The 19,722-nt window shown below is 69.2% G+C and carries 16 protein-coding genes; 2 read left to right on the forward strand and 14 right to left on the reverse strand.

Features of this window, described 5'->3' with window-relative positions; genetic code table 11:
* Window positions 1–3: 3 nt before the first annotated feature.
* From ACOGXI_RS06555 to ACOGXI_RS06585, 7 genes are all read right to left on the reverse strand, one after another.
* Complete coding sequence (locus tag ACOGXI_RS06555; protein WP_419938071.1) at window positions 4–906, reverse strand: hypothetical protein; 903 nt, start codon at window positions 904–906, stop codon at window positions 4–6.
* Window positions 903–1,928, reverse strand: coding sequence for a hypothetical protein (locus ACOGXI_RS06560; RefSeq protein ID WP_419938072.1), 1,026 nt, complete (start codon window positions 1,926–1,928; stop codon window positions 903–905). The genes ACOGXI_RS06555 and ACOGXI_RS06560 overlap by 4 nt, the downstream gene beginning before the upstream one ends.
* A 3-nt stretch (window positions 1,929–1,931) precedes the next feature.
* The gene (locus tag ACOGXI_RS06565; protein ID WP_419938073.1) at window positions 1,932–2,924 is read right to left on the reverse strand and encodes an ROK family protein; all 993 of its coding nucleotides are present in this window, start codon (window positions 2,922–2,924) and stop codon (window positions 1,932–1,934) included.
* A 105-nt stretch (window positions 2,925–3,029) separates the two neighbouring features.
* A complete protein-coding gene (gene lepA / locus ACOGXI_RS06570) occupies window positions 3,030–4,844 on the reverse strand; it encodes a translation elongation factor 4 (RefSeq protein ID WP_419938074.1) in 1,815 nt (604 codons plus the stop codon).
* Complete coding sequence (locus ACOGXI_RS06575) at window positions 4,841–5,569, reverse strand: MBL fold metallo-hydrolase (protein ID WP_419938075.1); 729 nt, start codon at window positions 5,567–5,569, stop codon at window positions 4,841–4,843. The genes lepA and ACOGXI_RS06575 overlap by 4 nt, the downstream gene beginning before the upstream one ends.
* Before the next feature lie 75 nt (window positions 5,570–5,644).
* The gene (pyk, locus tag ACOGXI_RS06580) at window positions 5,645–7,093 is read right to left on the reverse strand and encodes a pyruvate kinase (protein WP_419938076.1); all 1,449 of its coding nucleotides are present in this window, start codon (window positions 7,091–7,093) and stop codon (window positions 5,645–5,647) included.
* 33 nt (window positions 7,094–7,126) lie between these two features.
* Window positions 7,127–7,456, reverse strand: coding sequence for a hypothetical protein (locus ACOGXI_RS06585; RefSeq protein WP_310756488.1), 330 nt, complete (start codon window positions 7,454–7,456; stop codon window positions 7,127–7,129).
* Between the two features lie 333 nt (window positions 7,457–7,789).
* On the opposite strand from ACOGXI_RS06585, the gene rpsU reads away from it, so the two are divergent.
* Window positions 7,790–7,990, forward strand: coding sequence for a 30S ribosomal protein S21 (gene rpsU, locus ACOGXI_RS06590; RefSeq protein WP_310756486.1), 201 nt, complete (start codon window positions 7,790–7,792; stop codon window positions 7,988–7,990).
* Between the two features lie 29 nt (window positions 7,991–8,019).
* Here rpsU and ispG read toward each other — a convergent pair whose 3' ends face one another.
* The 6 genes from ispG to murQ form a co-directional block, all read right to left on the reverse strand.
* Complete coding sequence (gene ispG / locus ACOGXI_RS06595; protein ID WP_419938077.1) at window positions 8,020–9,177, reverse strand: flavodoxin-dependent (E)-4-hydroxy-3-methylbut-2-enyl-diphosphate synthase; 1,158 nt, start codon at window positions 9,175–9,177, stop codon at window positions 8,020–8,022.
* Window positions 9,178–9,267: 90 nt separating this feature from the next.
* Entirely contained in the window at window positions 9,268–11,907 is a 2,640-nt protein-coding gene (locus ACOGXI_RS06600) for a vitamin B12-dependent ribonucleotide reductase (protein ID WP_419938078.1), read from the reverse strand.
* Between the two features lie 333 nt (window positions 11,908–12,240).
* Window positions 12,241–13,968, reverse strand: coding sequence for a sodium:solute symporter family protein (locus tag ACOGXI_RS06605; RefSeq protein WP_419938079.1), 1,728 nt, complete (start codon window positions 13,966–13,968; stop codon window positions 12,241–12,243).
* Complete coding sequence (locus ACOGXI_RS06610; RefSeq protein ID WP_419938080.1) at window positions 13,965–15,425, reverse strand: glycoside hydrolase family 3 N-terminal domain-containing protein; 1,461 nt, start codon at window positions 15,423–15,425, stop codon at window positions 13,965–13,967. Before ACOGXI_RS06610 ends, ACOGXI_RS06605 begins: the two co-directional genes overlap by 4 nt.
* The gene (locus tag ACOGXI_RS06615; RefSeq protein WP_419938081.1) at window positions 15,422–16,549 is read right to left on the reverse strand and encodes an anhydro-N-acetylmuramic acid kinase; all 1,128 of its coding nucleotides are present in this window, start codon (window positions 16,547–16,549) and stop codon (window positions 15,422–15,424) included. The genes ACOGXI_RS06610 and ACOGXI_RS06615 overlap by 4 nt, the downstream gene beginning before the upstream one ends.
* A complete protein-coding gene (gene murQ / locus ACOGXI_RS06620) occupies window positions 16,546–17,988 on the reverse strand; it encodes an N-acetylmuramic acid 6-phosphate etherase (protein ID WP_419938082.1) in 1,443 nt (480 codons plus the stop codon). The genes ACOGXI_RS06615 and murQ overlap by 4 nt, the downstream gene beginning before the upstream one ends.
* Before the next feature lie 157 nt (window positions 17,989–18,145).
* Here murQ and ACOGXI_RS06625 point away from each other — a divergent pair, with 157 nt between their 5' ends.
* On the forward strand, window positions 18,146–18,892 hold the full coding sequence (locus tag ACOGXI_RS06625; RefSeq protein ID WP_419938083.1) for an endonuclease III domain-containing protein: 747 nt from the start codon (window positions 18,146–18,148) through the stop codon (window positions 18,890–18,892).
* Window positions 18,893–18,923: 31 nt separating this feature from the next.
* Here the strand turns inward: ACOGXI_RS06625 and ACOGXI_RS06630 are convergent, their stop codons facing one another.
* A complete protein-coding gene (locus ACOGXI_RS06630) occupies window positions 18,924–19,694 on the reverse strand; it encodes a hypothetical protein (protein ID WP_419938084.1) in 771 nt (256 codons plus the stop codon).
* Window positions 19,695–19,722 lie beyond the last annotated feature (28 nt).

Below are 19,722 nucleotides of genomic sequence, written 5' to 3' on the forward strand. Positions count from 1 at the left end.
CGATCATGCCCTTTCTCTCTCGACCCGCTCGGGCAGGACGATCAGCACCTGAGCGCCGGGAAAACGGGGCAGATCCGTGCTGAGCGGCTCGCCTTCGTCCCAGTCCGGCACCCTTGCGATGCTCGCATCGCCGCTTCGGATGCGGATGGCGCCGTTCCACTTGATGATCTGGCTTCGGATCGCCTGCAGGCCCTGGCCGCGACCGGGATCCGCGAAGCGCGACTCGCCGCGCAGAAAGGCCGCCTCCAATGCGGCTGCCGCCGACCACCGCTCTCCATAGCGGCGCGCATGCTCGGCGCCCAGGGAGCCCTCGAAGCCCACGCCCACATCCATCACGGCGAGCACGACGACGTCGCGGCCCAGACGTCGCTGCCACCGGTACCGCTGCGCACACACCCAGCCGATCGAGTTGGCGTGTTCGAGGATGTTCTGGCACACCTCCGACAGCATGACGGAGAAGTGGATCACGGCGGGGCGGGGGTAGCCGAGCCGGTCGTGCAGGATGCGCTGCGCCCGGTCCCGCACACCCTCCACGACCGAATGGACGTCCTCGTGCGAGCGGATCGTCGTGACTTCGATGAGGGCGTCGGAGATCTCGAGGGACGGCTTCGGCAGCTGCTTCAGGTCGAACACCTGTGCCGCGGCGGGCCAGAAGCGCATGCGGTTGATGTAGGAACGGACCTCGGAATCTCGCGGAGGCTCGATCAGCGGAGGCAGTCCCGTGCGAAGGCGCGCCTCCTGACCGACCGCCAGCAGGCCGATGAGCCCGTACGGCGACACCCAGCCGACGGAGCGGGCATCGAGCAGGAGACGGGCCGTCGGATTGCCCTCCGAGCGGGCGCGCCGGACCAGCGTCTCGAAGGAGGCCTCGTCCAGGCGTTCGGGGACGCGGACGACCCGGCTCACGCGGAACCCGCCGCCGGACATCCGGCCCTGCCGGTCAGGACGCCCGTCTCGGAGCGCAGGTACTCGCCGAGCCCGGATGCGCCGCGGAATCCGGCGTTCCGTTGCGCCGCCCGCGTAGCCGCCCCGACGGATGACTCGAGATCCTCGCCGCTCAGCATCGTGACGAAGCAGGTCGCCCCCCACACGTCTCCGCAGCCGGTCGGGTCGCCCCCGGATACCGGCGCCTCGGGCTCCACCTTCCCGCTCACGAGCGCTTCCGCGGGCGCAACGGCGCCGGGCGGCGGGGGCGGATCGGCCGGCGCCCGCCAGAAGCTGCGGGTCGCGACCCAGGCGGCGCCCCGCTCCCCGAGCGTGACGAGGAGGCCGCGCGTGACCGGACCCACCACGTCCGCGGCGAGCGCCCATGGATCTTCCCAGCCCGCCGCCAGCGTGCCGAGTTCGTCCTCGTTCAGCTGCACGACGTCGAAACAGGAGAGCCAGGCGCGCCAGTCGTCGAGCGGACGCGGAGATCGCACTCCGTCCGTCCCCACGCCGAGCATCAACGAGTGCAGATCCGCATAGACCGGACCCCCCGTCGCCGCCCGCAGCGCCGCGGCGGCGGGGAGGTCCACCTCCCAGCCGGCGATGAAATTCACGTAGATCGCGTCGCACGAGCGTGCGAGGGGCACGAGTTCCTCCCGGGTCCAGCCCGGCACTCCGCCGGTGAGCTTCTCGGAGCGCCGCGCGTCATCGAGGTAAACGAGTTCGACCCGGTTGTTCGGTTCCGGCACTGTCCACACGCCATCGAAGGAGTCGACCCGCTCGAGTCCCCCGAGGAAGAGGTCCGCCGCCTCGCGCATGTCCCTTCCGATCTTGAGAATGGGAAACAGCGTCCAGCCTTCCCCGGCCTCCGCCACGGCGGCGTCGGCCGCAGCGAGCGCATAGGCGATCCCTCCCCATTCCTCCACCGGGCCCTCCCGGCCGATGTCCCGGGCGCGGATCGTGTCCCAGACCATCGTCCCCACGACCCCGAGCCGCGGCATGACTCAGAGGGGTCCGAGCCGCGCGACGCGGAACACGGCGGCGGCCCCGATGACTCCCGCCATGCCCCCGAGTTCGGTGCGCACGATCCGGCACGCCTCGGCCGCCGGCCGGAACGCCCGCTTTCTGACCTCACGGCGCAGGGGATCGAAGAGGTGCTTGCCCGCCCGCGTCACCCCCCCGGAAACCACGATCATCTCCGGGTTGAGAATGTTGATGAGGTTCGCCAGGCCGGTCCCGAGATATCCCGCCGTCTCGCGCATCACGTCGGCGGCATACTGGTCGCCCGCCACGATGGCATCGGATACGGCTTCGGCCGTGACCGCCCGCAGGTCGCCGCCCACGAGATCCAGAAGCATGCTCTCGGCGCCTGCCTTCAGTCCTTCCACCGCGCGCGCCGCGATCGCGGGCCCGGAGGCGTAGGCCTCCAGGCAACCGTAGCTGCCGCACGCACACTTCCGGCCCGTGGAATCGATCGTCATGTGTCCGATCTCCGCGGCCGCGTCCGAGGCTCCGTGGTAGAGTTCGCCGTCGAGCACGATTCCGCCGCCGATCCCCGTCCCCAGAGTGATGCCCACGAGGTTGTCGACCCCCCGCCCCGCGCCGCGCCACCACTCCCCGAGCGTGGCGGCGTTCGCGTCGTTGTCGAGTTCGGCTTCGAGTCCGGTTCCCTTCACGATCAGGTCGCGGAGAGGGAAGTTTCGCCACCCGAGATTCGGCGTCTCGATCACGGTGCCCGTGTCGCGGTCCAGCGGCCCGGGCGCCCCCGTTCCGACGCCGACGATCGCGTCCTCGTCGAATCCGCCCTCGCGCGCGGCATCGCGCTTGACGTCGCGGATCATCGACACGATCCGGTCCACGACGAATTTCGCGCCGATGTGGGCGTCCGTGGGCAGCGAATGCATGCCGAGCACGGTGCCGCCGTCCACAGGAACGGCGCCGACGTTGATCGTGGTTCCCCCAAGATCGACGCCGATGATGTGGTTTCTTCCGCTCACGCCCCTACCCGCCTCCCGCTGGTGGGACACCCCGCCGCCCGGCACGCTTCGGAGAATCATAGACCGGCGAGCCGAACCGCTCCAGCCGCCGCCGGCACGGCGGCGCTAGTCGCTTTCGACCTGCAGGACGGCGAGAAAGGCCTCCTGGGGGATCTCGACGCTCCCGATCTGCTTCATGCGCCGCTTCCCCTCCCTCTGTTTCTCGAGAAGCTTCCGCTTTCGCGTGATGTCGCCTCCGTAACACTTGGCGGTCACGTTCTTGCGCAGCGCCTTCACTGTCGTCCTCGCGATCACGTCCCGCCCGATCGCCGCCTGGATCGCCACGTCGAAGAGCTGCCGCGGGATAAGTTCCTTGAGCTTGCGGGCCATCTTCTGCCCGAAGTCGTATGCCCGGCTCCGGTGCACGATAACGCTCAGTGCGTCCACGGACGCCCCGTTGAGGAGGATATCCAGCTTCACCAGGTCCGAACGCTCGTGGCCCGTCACCTCGTAGTCGAGCGAAGCGTATCCGCGAGAGACGGACTTCAGCTTGTCGTAGAAGTCGAGCACGATCTCGCCCAGGGGCATCGAATAGGAGATCTCGACCCGGGTGGGATCCAGGTACTGGAGGTCGACGTACTTCCCGCGCCGATCGTGGCAGATCCTCTGGATCGCGCCGATGTACTCGGCCGGCGACACGACGCGAATCCGGACGAAGGGCTCCCGCACTTCGCTGATGTGGACGCGGTCCGGCATCTTCGACGGGTTTTCGAGCTGGATCTCGTCGTCGTTCGTGAGCGTCACCTGGTACTCCACGCTGGGCAGCGTCGTGATGAGGTCGACGCCGAACTCCCGGTCCAGCCGCTCCTGCACGATCTCCAGGTGGAGGAGCCCCAGGAAGCCGCACCGGAACCCGAAGCCGAGCGCGCCCGATGTCTCCGGCTCGTAGTTGAGGCTGGCGTCGTTCAACTGGAGCTTCTCGAGCGCCTCGCGGAGTTCCTCGAACTGGTCGGAGTCCGTCGGATAGACGCCGGCGAAGACCATCGGCTTCGCTTCCCGGTAGCCGGGGAGGACCTCCGCAGCGCGATCTCCGGCGTCCAGCACCGTATCGCCGACCCGCGTATGGCCCACGTTCTTGATCTGGGCCGTGAGATACCCGACCTCCCCGCAGCGGAGGGCGCCGGCGCGCTCGAACCCGAGTCGCATGAAGCCGACCTCGTCGACTTCGTACACCGCCTCGTGGCGTCCGAAACCGATGCGCAGCCCCTCGCGCAGTTCGCCATCCACGACGCGCAGCATGGGCATCGCCCCGCGGTAGCGGTCGTACTGCGAGTCGAAGATGAGCGCCCGCAACGGCGCCCCGGGGTCTCCGCCCGGGGCCGGGACGCGCTCGACGATGGCGTCGAGGACCGCGTCGATTCCCGTCCCTTCCTTCGCGGAGACCTGGATCGTCGAGGCGGGATCCACGCCGATCAACTCCGAGATCTCCGCCGCGACGCGTTCCGGGTCGGCCGCGGGGAGGTCGATCTTGTTGATCACGGGGACGACTTCGAGATCCGCCTCGAGTGCGAGGAAGAGGTTCGCGAGCGTCTGCGCCTCGATGCCCTGCGTCGCGTCGACGACGAGGAGGGCCCCCTCGCACGCGGCGAGACTCCGGCTCACCTCGTAGGCGAAGTCGACGTGCCCCGGCGTGTCGATGAGGTTGAGCTGATACTCGACGCCGTCCCGGTACCCGTAGGCCATGCGAATCGCGTTGAGTTTGATCGTGATCCCGCGTTCGCGCTCAAGCTCCATCGAGTCGAGGATCTGCTTCCGCATCCGTCGCGCGTCCACCGTGCCGGTACGCTCGAGCAGCCGGTCGGCCAGCGTCGATTTCCCGTGGTCGATGTGCGCGATGATGGAGAAATTCCGGATGCGCTCCGTGGTCCGGGGTGCCGTCACAGTTCCACCACCAGTCCGTCGTACGCCGGCGTGACGCCGGCCGGGAGGCGCCGTTCGATGTCCTCGTGTCTCGTCCTGTGCGCGATGTGCGTGATGTACGTGCGTCCGGCCCCGAGTCGACGCGCCGTCGCCGCAGCCTCCTCCATCGAGAAGTGTCCCGGATGCGGGTCTCCGAACCAGAGCGCGTTCGCGACGAGGACGTCGACGCCCGCGAACACCTCCATGGCATCCTCGGGTACGGACTTCGCGTCGATCAGGACTCCGAGACCGCCGACGCGGAACCCGTAGCTGCGGTACGCCCCGTGCGGAAGCGCAACGACCTGCAGCGGGAGCCCGCCGGGCTCGATGACGTCGCGGTCGTCGAAAAGCGTCAGATCGAGTCGGGGCACCGCGGATCCGGGCTGGGAAGGGGCGTCTCCCCAGATATACGAGAAGCGGCTCCGGATGCCGGCGTCGAACTCGCGCGCCACATAGAACGGGATGGGCCGGCGCTCCCGGAGAGAGAAGATCCGCAGATCGTCGATCCCGTGCGTATGGTCCGCGTGCTCGTGCGAGAGAAAGACGGCGTCCAGCCGCTCGACGCCCGCCCGCAGCAACTGAAGGCGAAGTTCCGGGGGCGTATCCACGAGGAGACGGGTCCCGCCGGCTTCGATGAGGAGTCCGTGGCGCGTGCGTCGGTCCCTGGGGTCCGACGAGCGGCACGTCGCACAGTCGCAGCCGATCACCGGAACCCCGAAGGAAGTACCGGTACCGAGAAAACGGACTCTCACGGGCCGGGCGTCAGTGGCGGAAGAGGCGGATCACAACTCTTCGACGCGCATCATGTTGGTCGTGCCGGGGACGTGGAAGGGGACTCCGGCCGTCACCACGAAACGCTGCCCCGCCTCGCCCATGCCCAGCTCGAGGGCCACATCCCGGGCCTTGTCGAGCATGCTCGAATAGCTGATTCCGCCGTGGAAGAGGATCGGCTGCACGCCCCACACGAGCGCCAGCTGGTTGTACGTCCTCCACTGGTCCGTGATCGCCAGGATCGGGACCGAGGGACGCTGCGCCGACACGATGCGGGCCGTGTAGCCGCTCTGCGTGAACGTCACGATGAACGGCGAGCCCACGCGCTCGACCGCGATCAGCGACGCCGCCGCGATCGCTCCCGATGTCGTCTGCTGGATCTTCGAGAAGCCCTCCACCTGTTTGCCCGCCCGCCCGGTGCGTCCCAGCCGCTCGTGCTCGATCCGGCGGATGATCCGGTCCATCGTAAGGACGGCCTGCACAGGATACCCGCCCGCGGCGGTCTCGGCCGAGAGCATCACCGCATCGGTGCCGTCGAGCAGTGCGTTCGCGACGTCCGACACCTCCGCCCGCGTCGGCTGCGGGCTCTCGATCATCGACTCCAGCATCTGCGTCGCCGTGATCACCGGCCGCGCCCGTTCCTGCGCCAACCCGATGATCCGCTTCTGGATCATCGGCACTTCCTCGTACGGCAGCTCCACGCCGAGGTCGCCCCGCGCGACCATGACGGCGTCGCTCAGAGGCAGGATCTCCGCCAGGTTCTCCAGCGCCTGCGACTTCTCGATCTTCGCGATGAGCAGGCACCCCCGGTCCATTTTCCGGCGGGTCGTTTCGAGGTCGGCCGGTTGCCGCACGAAGCTCAGCGCCAGGTAGTCGATGACCTGTTCGACGGAGAACTCGATGTCCGCGATGTCCTTCTCGGTCAGCGCCGGCGCGCCGACCCGCACGCCGGGGAGATTGATCCCCTTCTGGGATTTGAGGACGCCGGCACTGAAGGCCACCGCCGAAACCCACGGCGGGTCATCGCAGACTTCGCGGACCGCGAACTCGAAGTGCCCATCGTCCAGAAGGATCCGGGTTCCGGGCTCGACCTCCTCGGCCAACTCCGGATACGTGGTCGGAATCCGTCCGCGCGGCGTGCTGCCCGCGGGGGGATCTTCGCCTTCGGGAAAGAACCAGTACGTGCCTTCAGGCTCGATATCGAGCTGGTCGCCCGGCAGATCGCCGACCCGGATCTTCGGTCCCCCGAGGTCGCCGACGATCGCCACCGGCCGACCGACCTCGCGGGCCACGTCGGAGATCTTCCGTACCATGCCGGCGGCGCGATCCGTCGACGTATGAGTGAAGTTGATGCGAACTGCGTCGCTGCCGGCCTCAATCAGGTCGTGCAGCACGTCCCGGTCCCAGGAAGCGGGGCCGATCGTGCTGACGATCTTCGCTCTGCGGAAACCTGCGCTCATCCGTGGCCCAAATGGCGTGGGAGGCCACGGTTCCTATCCAGGCAGCCGGCCAGCCTCCGAGAGATCGGGTCGGTGGGCTACGATCCACTCGTGCATGTGCTGCAACTGGCCGAGCGGGAGCCCCTCGAGGGATTTTACCTGCAAGCCCGGGATGATACAGGCGGCGGCGCGGCGGAGAAAGTAAGCGCGCTGGCGGCGGCGCTGTTCCGGGTTGAGGCTCGTACCGCCGGGGATGTCCGGGATCGGCTCCATGAGGCGGCGGTAACTGTAAACTTCGCGGGCGGAAAACTCTGCGGGGATCAGATAGGCGTGGCCTTCGAGTTCGAGGGTGCCGTCCGATGAGATGGCAACGGGACCTGCCATGTCCAGCCTCCTTACGCCTTACGTAGCTGCCAGAGACGCAAAAGACCGTGCCGCCGGAAGGTCGGACAATCTCCTCGATTCCCCTTCATCCCAGCCACACGGTCCTCGGGCTTCCAAGACCTACTATAGGCTTGAACGTGCCCTCGATGCAAACTTCCCGTCCCCGTTTCGCCTGGTTCCGCGCCGTGTGCGGACCCCGGACGCCGCCCGGGGGAGGATCGGGCCGTGACCGGGCGTGGGCGGGATATTTGACGCGCCGCCGCGGCGGCCGCTAAACTTCGGCCCTGTTGCGCCTACGGGCCGTCAGAGTTGCCCTGCCAGGGAGGCTTACACTTGCAGTACACGCTACGCGACAACGAAGAACTCGACCGCGCGCTGCGGAAATTCCGCCGCAAGGTCCAGCGAGCCGGGATCTTCCGGGATATCAAGAAGCACCGGTTCTACGAGAAGCCGAGCGAGGCGCGCCGTCGCAAGATGAAGGCGGCGGAACGGCGTCGGCGTCGGCGTCGGCGTCGCCAGAAGGCCCGCCGCTAGCCGGCAGTTCTCCCCGCAGTCTCGCAGTCTCAGGAAAAGCGGCGTTCGACGTACCCGTCGAGAATCTGCAGGAACTCCTCCACGATCCCGTCGCCGCGCAGCGTCGAGTGGTGTTCGCCATCGACGTAGACGGGCGCGGTCGGCGCCTCGGCGACCCCCGGCAGCGAGATACCGAGGTCCGCATGCTTCGACTCGCCCGGCCCGTTGACCACGCACCCCATCACGGCCACGGAGAGGTCCTCGACGCCGGGATAATGCTCCCGCCAGGCCGCAAGACGATCCGCAATATGGCTTTCGACGTCGAGCGCCAGCTGCTGGAAGAAGGTGCTCGTCGTCCTTCCGCAGCCGGGGCACGCCGTCACCTGAGGCTTGAAGCTCCTCAACTCGAGCGACTGCAGCAGCTGCTGCGCGATCCGGACCTCCTCGGTCCGGTCGGCGCCGGGTTCCGGCGTCAACGACACGCGGATCGTGTCGCCGATCCCCTCCGAGAGCAGGATGGCGAGGGCGGCCGAGGACGCGACCGTGCCCTTCCGCCCCATCCCCGCTTCCGTGAGTCCGAGGTGTAGCGGGTAGTCGCAGCGGGACGCGAGTTCGCGGTACACGGTCACGAGATCCGGCACGCGCGACACCTTCGCGCTGAGCACGATCCGGTCGGGTCCGAGACCGAGACTTTCCGCGGTTTCGGCGGAGGCCAGCGCACTCTCCACGATCGCGTCGAGGGTCACCCGGTGCGCATCCAGCGGCTCCGCGCGGCGCGCGTTCTCATCCATGAGCCGGGTCAGGAGCATCTGATCCAGCGAACCCCAGTTGACGCCGATGCGGACGGCCTTGTCGTGCTCGATCGCGGAGCGGATGATCGTCGCGAACTGCTCGTCGCGCCGCTTTCGGCCGACGTTGCCCGGGTTGATGCGAAACTTGGCGAGGGCGGCGGCGCAGTCGGGATGGCCGGGCAGGAGGATGTGCCCGTTGAAGTGGAAGTCCCCGACGAGGGGGACTTCGATGCCCAGGCCGGAAAGACGTTCCGCGATCCGCGGCACCGCCCGGGCGGCACGTGACGTATTCACGGTGATGCGGACGATTTCCGAACCCGCCTCGCAGAGGGCCCGGACCTGGTCCGCCGTGGCCGCCACATCCGCCGTATCGGTGTTCGTCATCGACTGGACGACGATGGGATGGGCGCTGCCCACCCGAACGCCTCCGATGTCGACGGACTTCGTCGAGCGACGTGAAGAAGTGGGAGTGTTCAAGGGCTTACTGCTGTGGATGAACCGGTGGCGTCAACCGCACTCGCTGTAGCCGCAAGCGTAGCACTTCGCGCAGCCTTCCTCAAAGGCGAGGCTGCTGCCGCACTCCGAGCACGCTCCGAGGAAGAGCCGGGCCGCCGACTCCTGGTAACGTTCGATCACGGGGCGCTGCGCCGACCGGGCGCCCCCGTTCGTGTTCTTGCTCCGAGCGGTTTCGACATCCTCGATGGGAAGCGTCTGCTGAATTCCTTCTTTCTCCTCGAGGTAGCGTTCGATGACCTGAGCGATCGCGTCGGGGCCGGACAGCACCTTGCTCGCCCCGAGTCCGACGGCCCGGTCGGAAGAAATCCCGCGCAACTGCTTGTGCACATCGCGCAGCGAGATCCCCGAGCGCAGGGCGAGCGAACACAGCCGTCCGATGGCTTCGGCATCCGCCATCGCCGCTCCCCCCGTCTTGCCGAGGGCGACGAAAACCTCGAACGGACGACCCTGATCATCCTCGTTGATCGTCACATACATCGTACCCAGCGGCGACTCGATCTGCCGGGTGTGGCCTCGCAGGACCTTGGGCCGCTGCCGCCTCTCGACGCGGCGCATTCTGGAACCTTCGAGTTCGGTGATCCGCCGCTGATTCTTCTCGACGGCATTCTCGAGCTTCCGGTTGTGCGCGCGCAGTTCGCCGTTCTGCGTCTCCGCGGCGGCGAGCCGGGTCAGCGTGTCCGCGAGATCTCCGGCAAGTTCGGGCTCCACGTCGACGGCTTCGAGCCGGACTCCGTCCGCGGCAACGGCCGAGCCGCTCTCGCTCGTCTGACGCTGGACATCCTTCGCCGTCGAGCCTGTCGACAGCACCTGCTCGTCACGCGACCCATCGCGGTAGACGGTGACCCCCTTGCACCGCAACTCGTACGCCATCTCGTAGATCTTGCGCACGTCCTCCTCCGTGGCGGTCGTCGCAAAATTGCACGTCTTCGAGATGGCGGAGTCGCAGTGCGCCTGAAACGCCGCCTGCATGCGGATGTGCTGCTCGGGCGGAACATCGTGCGCCGTGACGAAGATCCCCTGGACATCCCCCGGCACTTCATCGAAGTGGATGTGGCCCTCGTCGGCGATGCGCTGCATCAGCTCCTCGAAGTACCAACCCCCTTCCTTCGCACGGCGCACGAAGTCCGGATTCACATCCGGCATCAGCACGCCTGCCTGATTCCTCATGAATGCGACCGCGAACAACGGCTCGATCCCACTTGAACACCCCGCAATGATCGAGATGGTCCCTGTCGGGGCGACCGTCGTCAGGTTGCAGTTGCGGAGCCGGCGTTCCGGGCGGATCCGGTGGCCGTCGGCGTCCCGCGCGCACGTCTCGTCGGGACCCCAGATCGATCGCTCCCACTCGGGAAAGACCCCGCGCTCGGCGGCCAGCCGTTCGGACTCGACCTTGGACTCCTCGTCGACGAACTCCATCAACTCGCGCGCGAGTTCGACGGCGCGCTCGGAGCCGTAGGGTTCGCCGACCCTTACGAGCATGTCGGCCCATCCCATGATTCCGAGACCGACGCGGCGGATCCGCTGCGACAGGTCTTCGATTTTCGAGAGCGGATAGCGGTTGGCATCGATGACGTTGTCGAGGAAACGAGTCGATGCGTGGACGGCCTTTCCGAGCCCGTCCCAGTCGATCCGACCCTGATCGTCGACGAAGTAGCCGACGTTGATCGAGCCGAGATTGCACACGTCGTAGGCGAGCAGCGGCTGTTCGCCGCAGGGATTCGTGGCTTCGTAGTCGCCGAGGTGCGGGACCGGGTTGTAGCGGTTCGCCTCGTCGATGAAGAAGACCCCGGGCTCGCCGTTCCGCCACGCGCTGGAGATGACGCTCGAGAACACCTCCTCGGCGTTCAGCTGATCCACGACATCGCCGGTCCGCGGGCTGATGAGATCGTAGTTCGAACCCGTCCGGACCGCCGCCATGAAGGCGTCGGTGACGCCGACCGAGATGTTGAAGTTCGTGATCCGCGTCTTGTCGGCCTTGCACCCGATGAAGTGGCGGATGTCCGGATGATCGACGCGCAGGATGCCCATGTTCGCACCCCGTCGCGTGCCGCCCTGCTTCACGGCCTCGGTCGAGGCGTCATAGACCTCCATGAAGCTGACCGGGCCGCTCGCCACGCCCATCGTCGACTTGACGACATCGCCGGAAGGACGAAGGCGACTGAACCCGAACCCGGTGCCGCCTCCGCTCTGATGGATGAGGGCCATGTCTCGCAGCGTCTCGTAGATGCCGTCGAGACTGTCCGGAACGGGGAGCACGAAGCACGCGGAGAGTTGCCCGAGCGGACGCCCGGCGTTCATGAGCGTGGGGCTGTTCGGCTCGAAGATGCCGTCGGCCATCAGGTGATAGAAGCGTTCCGTGCATTCGCGGATCGCCTCGTCCGTCGCCCCGTAGCGGCCGTCCTGCGATGCGACGACGTCGGCCACGCGCCAGAAGAGGTCGCGCGGCCCCTCGATGGGTTCGCCACGGTCGTTCTTCTTCAGATACCGGCGCGCCAGCACCGTCCGCGCGTTCTCGGCAAGTCCGGGCTCGGCGAGGTCGGCCGGCCTGGCATTGGATCCCATCCGCATTTCACCCCGCACCGGAGCGCTCGTCGACCCGCCCTCCCGCACCGCCACATCCGGTGGATTCATTGCCGCCCCCGCCTTCCTGTTCACGACCGTCCACAACTCAGGTCAATCCGCGAAAAAAACCGGCTTCGGCCGGGACCCGACGACCGCGCGAGTCGAATGCCGGCCTAGGCCGGGAAGCCTGACGGGCGCGGAGATCGACTTACCCCGCGCCCATCGTTCTGGTTCTTCCTGGGCGACCGCTGTGGGCCGTCGTGCGGTTTTCCACGACTCCACAGCTTTTCCACACAAACCCCGTGTTTTTCCACACGCACCGCTATATGTGGTGGCCTCCGGATGATAACTACACCATATGTTGTGGTCAAGCCGGCGAACCGCGCCTCCCGGGCCTGCCGGCTAGACCGCCCGCCGGGTGCGCAGGATCCAGAGTCCGGCCCCGCCCAGAGCGGCCACGCCGGCGGAGAGCGTGCCGGTCCGCGGCTCGAGCAGCAGGAAGGCGCCGAGGGCGAACATCGCCCCGAACAGAAGCAGCGTGGCCCCGGCCGTCCGGAGCAGCGCCTCGCTGAGGGGAAGGTCGGGAGAAACGCCCGCGCGTTCGCGGATCGCGCCCCAGCCCGGTCCGGCGGGCCGCACCCGTCGACAGAACTCCACCAGGGTCGCCTCGTCCTCGGCGCGCGTGAGCCACATCACGGGAAGCCAGACCGCGGCCGACCCGAAGGCGGTCAGCGCGAGCCGCGTCCCGAATTCCATCGCGCCGAACGCCGGCAGGTAGGAACAGAGCGCGATGGCGAAACCGGCGAGCATGGAGGCGAGTTCGGCCCAGGCGTTCACCCGCCACCAGAACCAGCGCAGGATGAGCACCGCCCCGGGCCCCGTGCCGATGGCGATCATGAACCGAAAGAGGGCCCCGATGTCATTGGCGAAGAACGCTGCCGCCGTCGCGGCCGCCACGATGCCGACCGAGGCGATCCGGCCCAGCAACACGAGTCTCGCGGCCGAGGCGTCCGGGTCGACGAAGCGGGCGTAGAGGTCGTTCACGAGATAGCTCGCGCCCCAGTTGATCTGTGTCGAGACGGTCGACATGAAGGCGGCGAAGAACGACGCGACGACGAGGCCCAGGAGACCGGCGGGAAGGTAGCGCAGCATGAGCATCGGGTATCCCAGATCGGGATCGGCCAAGTCCGGAAAAACGACGACGGCCACGAGTCCGACGAGCACCCAGGGCCACGCGCGGACCACGTAGTGAAGCCACACGAACCACCATGCGGCGCGCTCGGCGTCCGCCTCGGAGCGGCAGGCGAGGAGGCGCTGCACGAACTCGCCTCCGCCATCGGAGCGGCGGAACGCCCACCACTGTATGCCGAGGTAGGCGAGGAAGGTCCCGAACGGGAGGGCTTCGGACCCCGGCCGGGGGACCATCTCCAGCACATCGCTCCGCCCCGCCGCCGCGAGTTGCGCCTTGAGTTCCGCGATCCCCCCGATTTCCGCCAGCGCGAAAGCGGCCACGAGAATGGCCCCGAAGAGCGCGAGAAAGAACTGGAAGAAGTCCGTCGCGACGACCCCCCACAGCCCGGCGATGCTCGCGTAGGCGAGCACGAAGATGGAGAGAGCCACGACGGCCCACAGGCGCTCGTCTCCCGGCATCCAGCCGGACAGGTCCGGAAGGAGCCCGAGAGCCTCGACGACCTTGCGCATGGCCAGCATCACGAAGCCGATCGAGATGCAGTTGATCGGTACCGCGAACAGGAAGGCGCGCGTGGCCCGCAGGACCGCGGCCGGGCGGCCGCCGTAGCGAAGTTCCGTCAGTTCCACGTCCGTGACGATGCCGGCGCGGCGCCACAGGCGCGCGAAGAGGTAGATGAGGAGGAGATGGGAGAGGCCGAAGGACCACCATTCCCAGTTGCCGGCGATGCCCCGGCGCGCGATGAGGGCCGAGACATAGAGCGGCGTATCCACCGAGAAGGTGGTCGCGGCCATCGACGTGCCCGCAAGCCACCATGGCAGCGCTCGTCCCCCGACGAAGAAATCGACGATGCTCCCGCGCGCCCGGCGCGAGAGCCACAGTCCGACGCCGAACGTGAGCGCGAGGTAGATCGCGACGATCCACCAGTCGACCGGGCTCAACGGCCTGTCCCGCCGGGCCGCGTCCCCGCCGCCGCCCCGACCGCGGAGCGCAGCCAGCCCGCGGCGGCTCGCTCCATCACCGTCTCGGTGGACCAGGCGCAGATGCCGGGGACGCCGAGCGCATCGAGCCAGCGGCGGTGACCGAGCAGGACGACGAGGCCGCGGCGCGCCGAGCGGATGAGGGCGCGCGTCTGCTCGACGACTTCGGCGGCGGGCGCGCCACGGCCCTTCCAGCCGCGAGGCGTCGCGGCGAGCACGACGATGCACTGCCCGGAATCGGAGTCGTCCGTGATCCGCCAGCCGGCCGCGCGCAGCTCGCCGGCGACGATCGTGCCCAACGCTCCCGCCCGGCCGGCCGGCGGCCCGACATCCGGATCGTCGGACACTCCGACGACCCGCGTTGGCGTCCGCGGCGTCCAGCCGCGCAGGATCTTCACGTCTCCCACGATGGTATCCCGGGCGAACGCGACCGGCTCGAACTCCGGCCGCGACGTTCGCGCGGAAGGCGGGCAGCCGCGGGCCGAGCGGGTCAGGGCCTCCTCGAACCTGGCGGCAAAGAGCGCGTCGTCGGCGGCCCGCGCCAGCGCAGCGACCGTCGCACCGGCATCCGCCGGGTAGCAGATGAGGTCGCACCCGGCGGCGACCGCCTCGACCGCGGCGCTCGCATCGTCGGGGCCGGCGCCGCCCATGATCATGGCGTCCGTCGTCACGACGCCTTCGAAGCCCAGCCGTCCGCGAAGGAGCCCCGAGACGATGTTCGGCTCCACCGTCGCCGCCCGCTCGCCGCCGAGCGCCGGGTAGGCGACGTGCGCCACCATCACGCTGGCGACCCGGTCCGCCGCGGCCGCGAAAGGCGCGAGATCTTCCTCGAGCAGTTCGGCGGGGGCATCGATGGACGGAAGTCCGATATGCGAGTCCTCGGTCGTCCGGCCGTGGCCCGGAAAGTGCTTCGCGCACGCCGCGGCTCCGGCGGATTGGCAGGCGTCGACCCAACGGACACCCAGCTCTCCGACGCGCCGCGGATCCGCGCCGAAACTGCGCGTGGCGATGATCGGGTTGTCGGGTTCCGCATCCAGATCGAGTACCGGTGCGATCACCCAGTTGATCCCGACGGACAGCGCTTCCCGAGCCGTGACGCGACCCGCCGCGGCGGCTGCGTCGCCGGGATCCGGATGCGCCGCGAGAGCCGCGGGCGGCGGTAATTCGATCAGACCCCGGATCTGCTGACCCGCTCCCCGCTCGAGGTCCGCCCCGATCCAGAGCGGCCGCGCCGCGTCGTCGCGGATCCGTTCGACCAGACGGCCGACTCGTTCCGCGTCGCCGCCGAACAGAATGAATCCGCCCACCCCGAGGGCGAGCGCCCGGTCCGCACGCCTCTCCACGTCATCGGGGGACCAGCGATCGAGCCGGAGCGCCTCAATGACGACCCGGGCCGGGCCCACGTCGGATCCGGTCACACGGCGGTCCGTACGCCGAGCAGGCGGGGACCGCGCGCACCCGTGGCCCATGGAGCGTTGGCCGGATAGCCGAGCACATGCTGTCTCGCCAGGAGTGCGAAGGCCACGGCCTCGCGGGCGTCCGCGTCGAGGCCGAGGACGGACAGGTCGCGGACGGGCACGGGATCCAGCAACTGCTCCAGTTGCGATGCGAGAACCGGGTTCCGGGCTCCGCCGCCGCAGAGGTAGCACGCCATCGGCGCTTCCTCGATCCACCGGTAGGCGTCCGCGATCGTGCGCGCCGTGAGTTCCGTCAGGGTCGCGACCGCGTCTTCGGGTGACAGCGCGGCGTGTCTCCGCAGCCAATCCAGCAGCCGGTCCCGCGAGAAGCGCTCGCGTCCCGTCGACCGGGGCGGCGGCTGGCTGAAGAAGGGATCGCTCAGCCAATCCGAGAGAGCGTCTTCGCTCGCGACGCCGCGCCGCGCCATCTCCCCGTCGAGATCGAAGCGGGATCGTCCGTCCGTGAGGAACTCGACCGCGCCATCGATGAGCACGACCCCCGGGCCGGTGTCGTAGGCCTGCGGCGTCGCCCCACTGGATTCGGCGGGAAGCGCCGTCACGTTGCCTATTCCACCGATGTTCTGAATCGCGCGTGATTCCCGGGCGCGAAAGAGGAGCGAGTCGGTATAGGCCGTGAGGGGCGCGCCCTCGCCGCCCGCCGCCACATCCCGCACGCGGAAGTCCGACACCACCGCGCACGACGTGCGCTCGGCGATGACCGCCGCCTGGCCGAGTTGCAGCGTCGACCCTCCCCGGGCGTCCGCGGGAGGCTCGTGCCACACGGTCTGCCCGTGGCTGCCGATCGCTTCGACGTCCGCCGGTTGGAGCGCGGCGGAAGCCAGCGTCCGGTTCACGGCCGCGCCGATCCACTCACCCAGTTCGAAGTCGAGCGCGCAGATCGCGGCGGCGCTGCCCGAAGTGATGGCCTTCGCGATCCTGCCGCGCGCCGCGCTGTCGTAGCTCTCCGTCTCGAAGGCGACGACGCGCCATTCCGCCGGCCGCTCGGCCTCGCCGGCCGTCTCGACGATGGCCACGTCGATGCCGTCCAGCGAAGTCCCCGACATCACGCCGATCCACAGAGTCACGCGTCCGCCTCGGTCAGCAATGCCGGGTGCACGCGCTCGCGCAGCCTCGTTTCGTGCGCGGCGTCGTGCTGCGCGACGCCTCGCAGAAACTGATACAGCGTCAGTGTCTCGGAGCCGACGCGGGCGCGACGAGAGAGAGCCTCCGCGACCCGCGCCGGACCGTCGGCCACGGCCGCCACGGTGAGGGCCCTCTCCGCGGAGAACCCCGCCGTCTCGATCTCGAAGCCGCGTTCGGGCGGAGAGGCGTTCGCCGTCCAGTCCTCGAAAGTCGGGAGCGACCCCGTCGAGTCGGCGGCCGCGAGCCACCGCTCGACTCGCGGCCGCACGGCGCTCCGCTCGAAATCCGCCAGGTGCGCGGCGTGCTGGCCCGGCGTCCACGCGGTTCGGCGGGCGGCGACGCGCTGCCCCTTCGCTTCGGCCGCGGCGCCGGCCGCGCGCGCCGCGGCGAGACGGGCCGGCGTGGCGCTCAGCCGCGCGAGCAACGCCGCGCCGTCGGGCCAGCCCGGCGCCGCCGGGTAGCCGCCGTAGCAGGGACGCTCCGGGCCGCCGAAGCGCTCGACCGCAAGGCCCAGGAAGCCGTCCGCGCAGTCGAGGTATCGCTCGGCCAGGGCCCGGTCGACCCGCAGGGCGTGCATGGCCAGCGCCGTCTTCACCGCGCCGCCCGTACGGATCAGCGCGCGGCGCGCTTCCTCGCGCGATGCCCCCGTGAGCGTCACGAAAATGCGGAGCCCGCGGTCGACCAGCTTATCGGATCGCGCCCGCAGGTCGACCATGAGATTCTCGAACACGCGGCCGCTGCGGATCATCGCCCCCGTGGTGATCGTATTGAGCACGAGCTTCGTCGCCGTCCCCGCCTTCATGCGGGTCGAACCCGCGATGACTTCGGGCCCGACGAGCGGCAGGATGAGGTGGTCCGCCAGCTCCGGGACCTCCGGAGGCGGCGCCGTGCAGCCGAGAAACGCGGTCCCCGCCCCGCGCGACGCCGCCTCCGCCAGCGCCCCGAGGACGTACGGCGTGGTTCCCGATGTCGTGATCCCGAGCACGAGATCCGCGGGCGAGACGCCGAACGCCCGTACCGCCTCGGCTCCTCCCCTCCGGGAATCCTCCGCCCCCTCGGCGCTCCGCACGAGCGCGCCCGAGCCCCCTGCGATGATCGCCTCCACGAGGCCCGGTTCGACGCCGAACGTGGGCGGACACTCCGCCGCGTCGAGCACGCCGAGGCGGCCACTCGTCCCCGCGCCGACGTAAACGAGACGCCCGCCGCGGCGGAAGCGCTCCACGACCTCATCGATGACGCGTGCGAGCGCGTCCGCCTGCGAGGCGACGGCTTCCGGCACCGCGCGATCTTCCGCCTGTATCATATGGACGATCGTCGCGCTGTCCGCGCGATCGATGGCGCGGGTACGCGGGTTGCGCCCTTCGGTTAGACGGGGATCCAAGCGTCAGGTCCTCGGGAGCCCTGCGGCTCGTTGCTGGAGTTCGCGACGTCCGGGTACATTCGGCAGGCGCCAACGTAGAAGGTTCGCCGGGGGGGCGGGAGTCGCGGCGGGAGTCGCGGCGGGAGTCGCGCCGCTTCGAAGAGGAGAGACGCGCCACGTGAGTTCCGGCCCTCAGCCGACGCAGAATCCGACGCAGAATCCGACGCAGAGTCCGGGGACGGACCTCGTCCTCAGGCGCCTTTCCGAGCGCTTCCCCGTCCCCGACAAGCCTCGCCTCGCCCCGCTGGACGAACTCGTCCTCACGATCCTCAGCCAGTCGACGACCGACGAGAACCGGGATCGTGCCTGGCGAACTCTCGCGGCGCGGTATCCGGCCGAGCTGGGGGCGGCGGAGGGCGGAGCGTCGGCGCCGTCCGGGCCGATCTCGTGGGAATCCGTGCTTCGAGCCACGCCGGCCGAACTGGCGGACGCCGTGCGCGTCGCCGGCCTCGCGAACCAGAAGGCGCCGGCCATCCACGCCGCTCTCGCGCGACTCCGGGCCGAAGTGGGGCGGATCACGCTCGATCACCTCGAGGAGATGGCCGATGAGGAGGCGATCGCCTATCTCACGACGTTCCGGGGAGTCGGAGTGAAAACCGCCGCGTGCGTGCTCTGCTTCTCGCTCCGCCGGCCCGTGCTGCCGGTCGACACGCATGTCCTACGGATTGCACGCCGCTTCGCATGGGTCCCGCCGCGAGCTTCGGCCGACCTGACTTACACCGCCCTCTCACGGACCGTCGCTCCCTCCGAGCGGTTCCGCATGCACATGCTGCTCATCACGTTCGGTCGTTCGCTCTGCCTCGCCCGGGCTCCGCGCTGCGGGGAATGCCCTCTCGAACCCGAGTGTCCGAGAATCGGCGTCTGACGGGCGCGCGCGCCGGTCGATGTAATCCTCGTCATCCTCCGATGTTCGGAAGCCCGAACACCAGGGGCTCGTCCAGCCGCAACCTGAGGATCGCCCCGACGGGGAGCGCCGGCTCCGCTCCGCCGGCTGCGAGGAGGATGGCGGAACCTCTCACGGCTCCCGCCGCGGCGCCCGCGACGGCGCTCTGGCGGCCACCGGCGAGGACGCGGCCCAGATTCATCCGGGCCTCCGCGCCGGCCGCCGCAGCTCCCGGCCCCGGTACGATCTCCACCACCGACGCCGATATGGGCCAGGCTTCGCCGTTGAAGAAGACATCGACGAAGCGGACCTTCACCATCACGTGTTCGCCGTCCCCGCCGGCTCCACCGTCCTCCCGGTCTTCCTCGCCGTCGGCCGCGGCCTCGACCGCGGTGATCTCGCCATTGATCAGCGAATTCAGCGGCACCAGGATCATGTCGTTCTCGATCAGCGGCCGCGTCACCCCGAACTTCACGGCGTCCCCGGGCCGCAGGTCGCCCGGCCGGATCGGATCGAGGAGTTCGACCTCCAGTTCCGCCCCGGTCTGAACGGTCACCATCGTGTAGGTCATTTCGGGCGCGCCGCCCGGCTCGGCCGCCGGTCCCCCGGCTACCGGCGGAGCCGGCGTTCGCCGCACGGGTGACGCGGGCGCCGTGCTCTCCGCCGCCGCATCGTCCGCGTCCGCGCTCCCTCCCGCTCCGGGGCCGATTTCCGGCGCGCAGCCCATGACCATCGTGGTCATCGCGCCGAGCGCAACGAGAGTCGCCGACGTTGTCCGTTCCATTTGTTCCTTCCCTCGTGTCGTTGTACGG

Source organism: Candidatus Palauibacter sp. (assembly GCF_965208055.1).
GTDB lineage: Bacteria > Gemmatimonadota > Gemmatimonadetes > Palauibacterales > Palauibacteraceae > Palauibacter.

Bases quoted from the DNA above. Each gene is read 5' to 3' on its own strand.
- pyk (WP_419938076.1), bottom strand. From the start codon at position 7,093: ATGAGCGCAGGTTTCCGCAGAGCGAAGATCGTCAGCACGATCGGCCCC.
- ACOGXI_RS06560 (WP_419938072.1), bottom strand. From the start codon at position 1,928: ATGCCGCGGCTCGGGGTCGTGGGGACGATGGTCTGGGACACGATCCGC.
- ACOGXI_RS06630 (WP_419938084.1), bottom strand. From the start codon at position 19,694: ATGGAACGGACAACGTCGGCGACTCTCGTTGCGCTCGGCGCGATGACC.
- ACOGXI_RS06585 (WP_310756488.1), bottom strand. From the start codon at position 7,456: ATGGCAGGTCCCGTTGCCATCTCATCGGACGGCACCCTCGAACTCGAA.
- ACOGXI_RS06600 (WP_419938078.1), bottom strand. From the start codon at position 11,907: ATGAATCCACCGGATGTGGCGGTGCGGGAGGGCGGGTCGACGAGCGCT.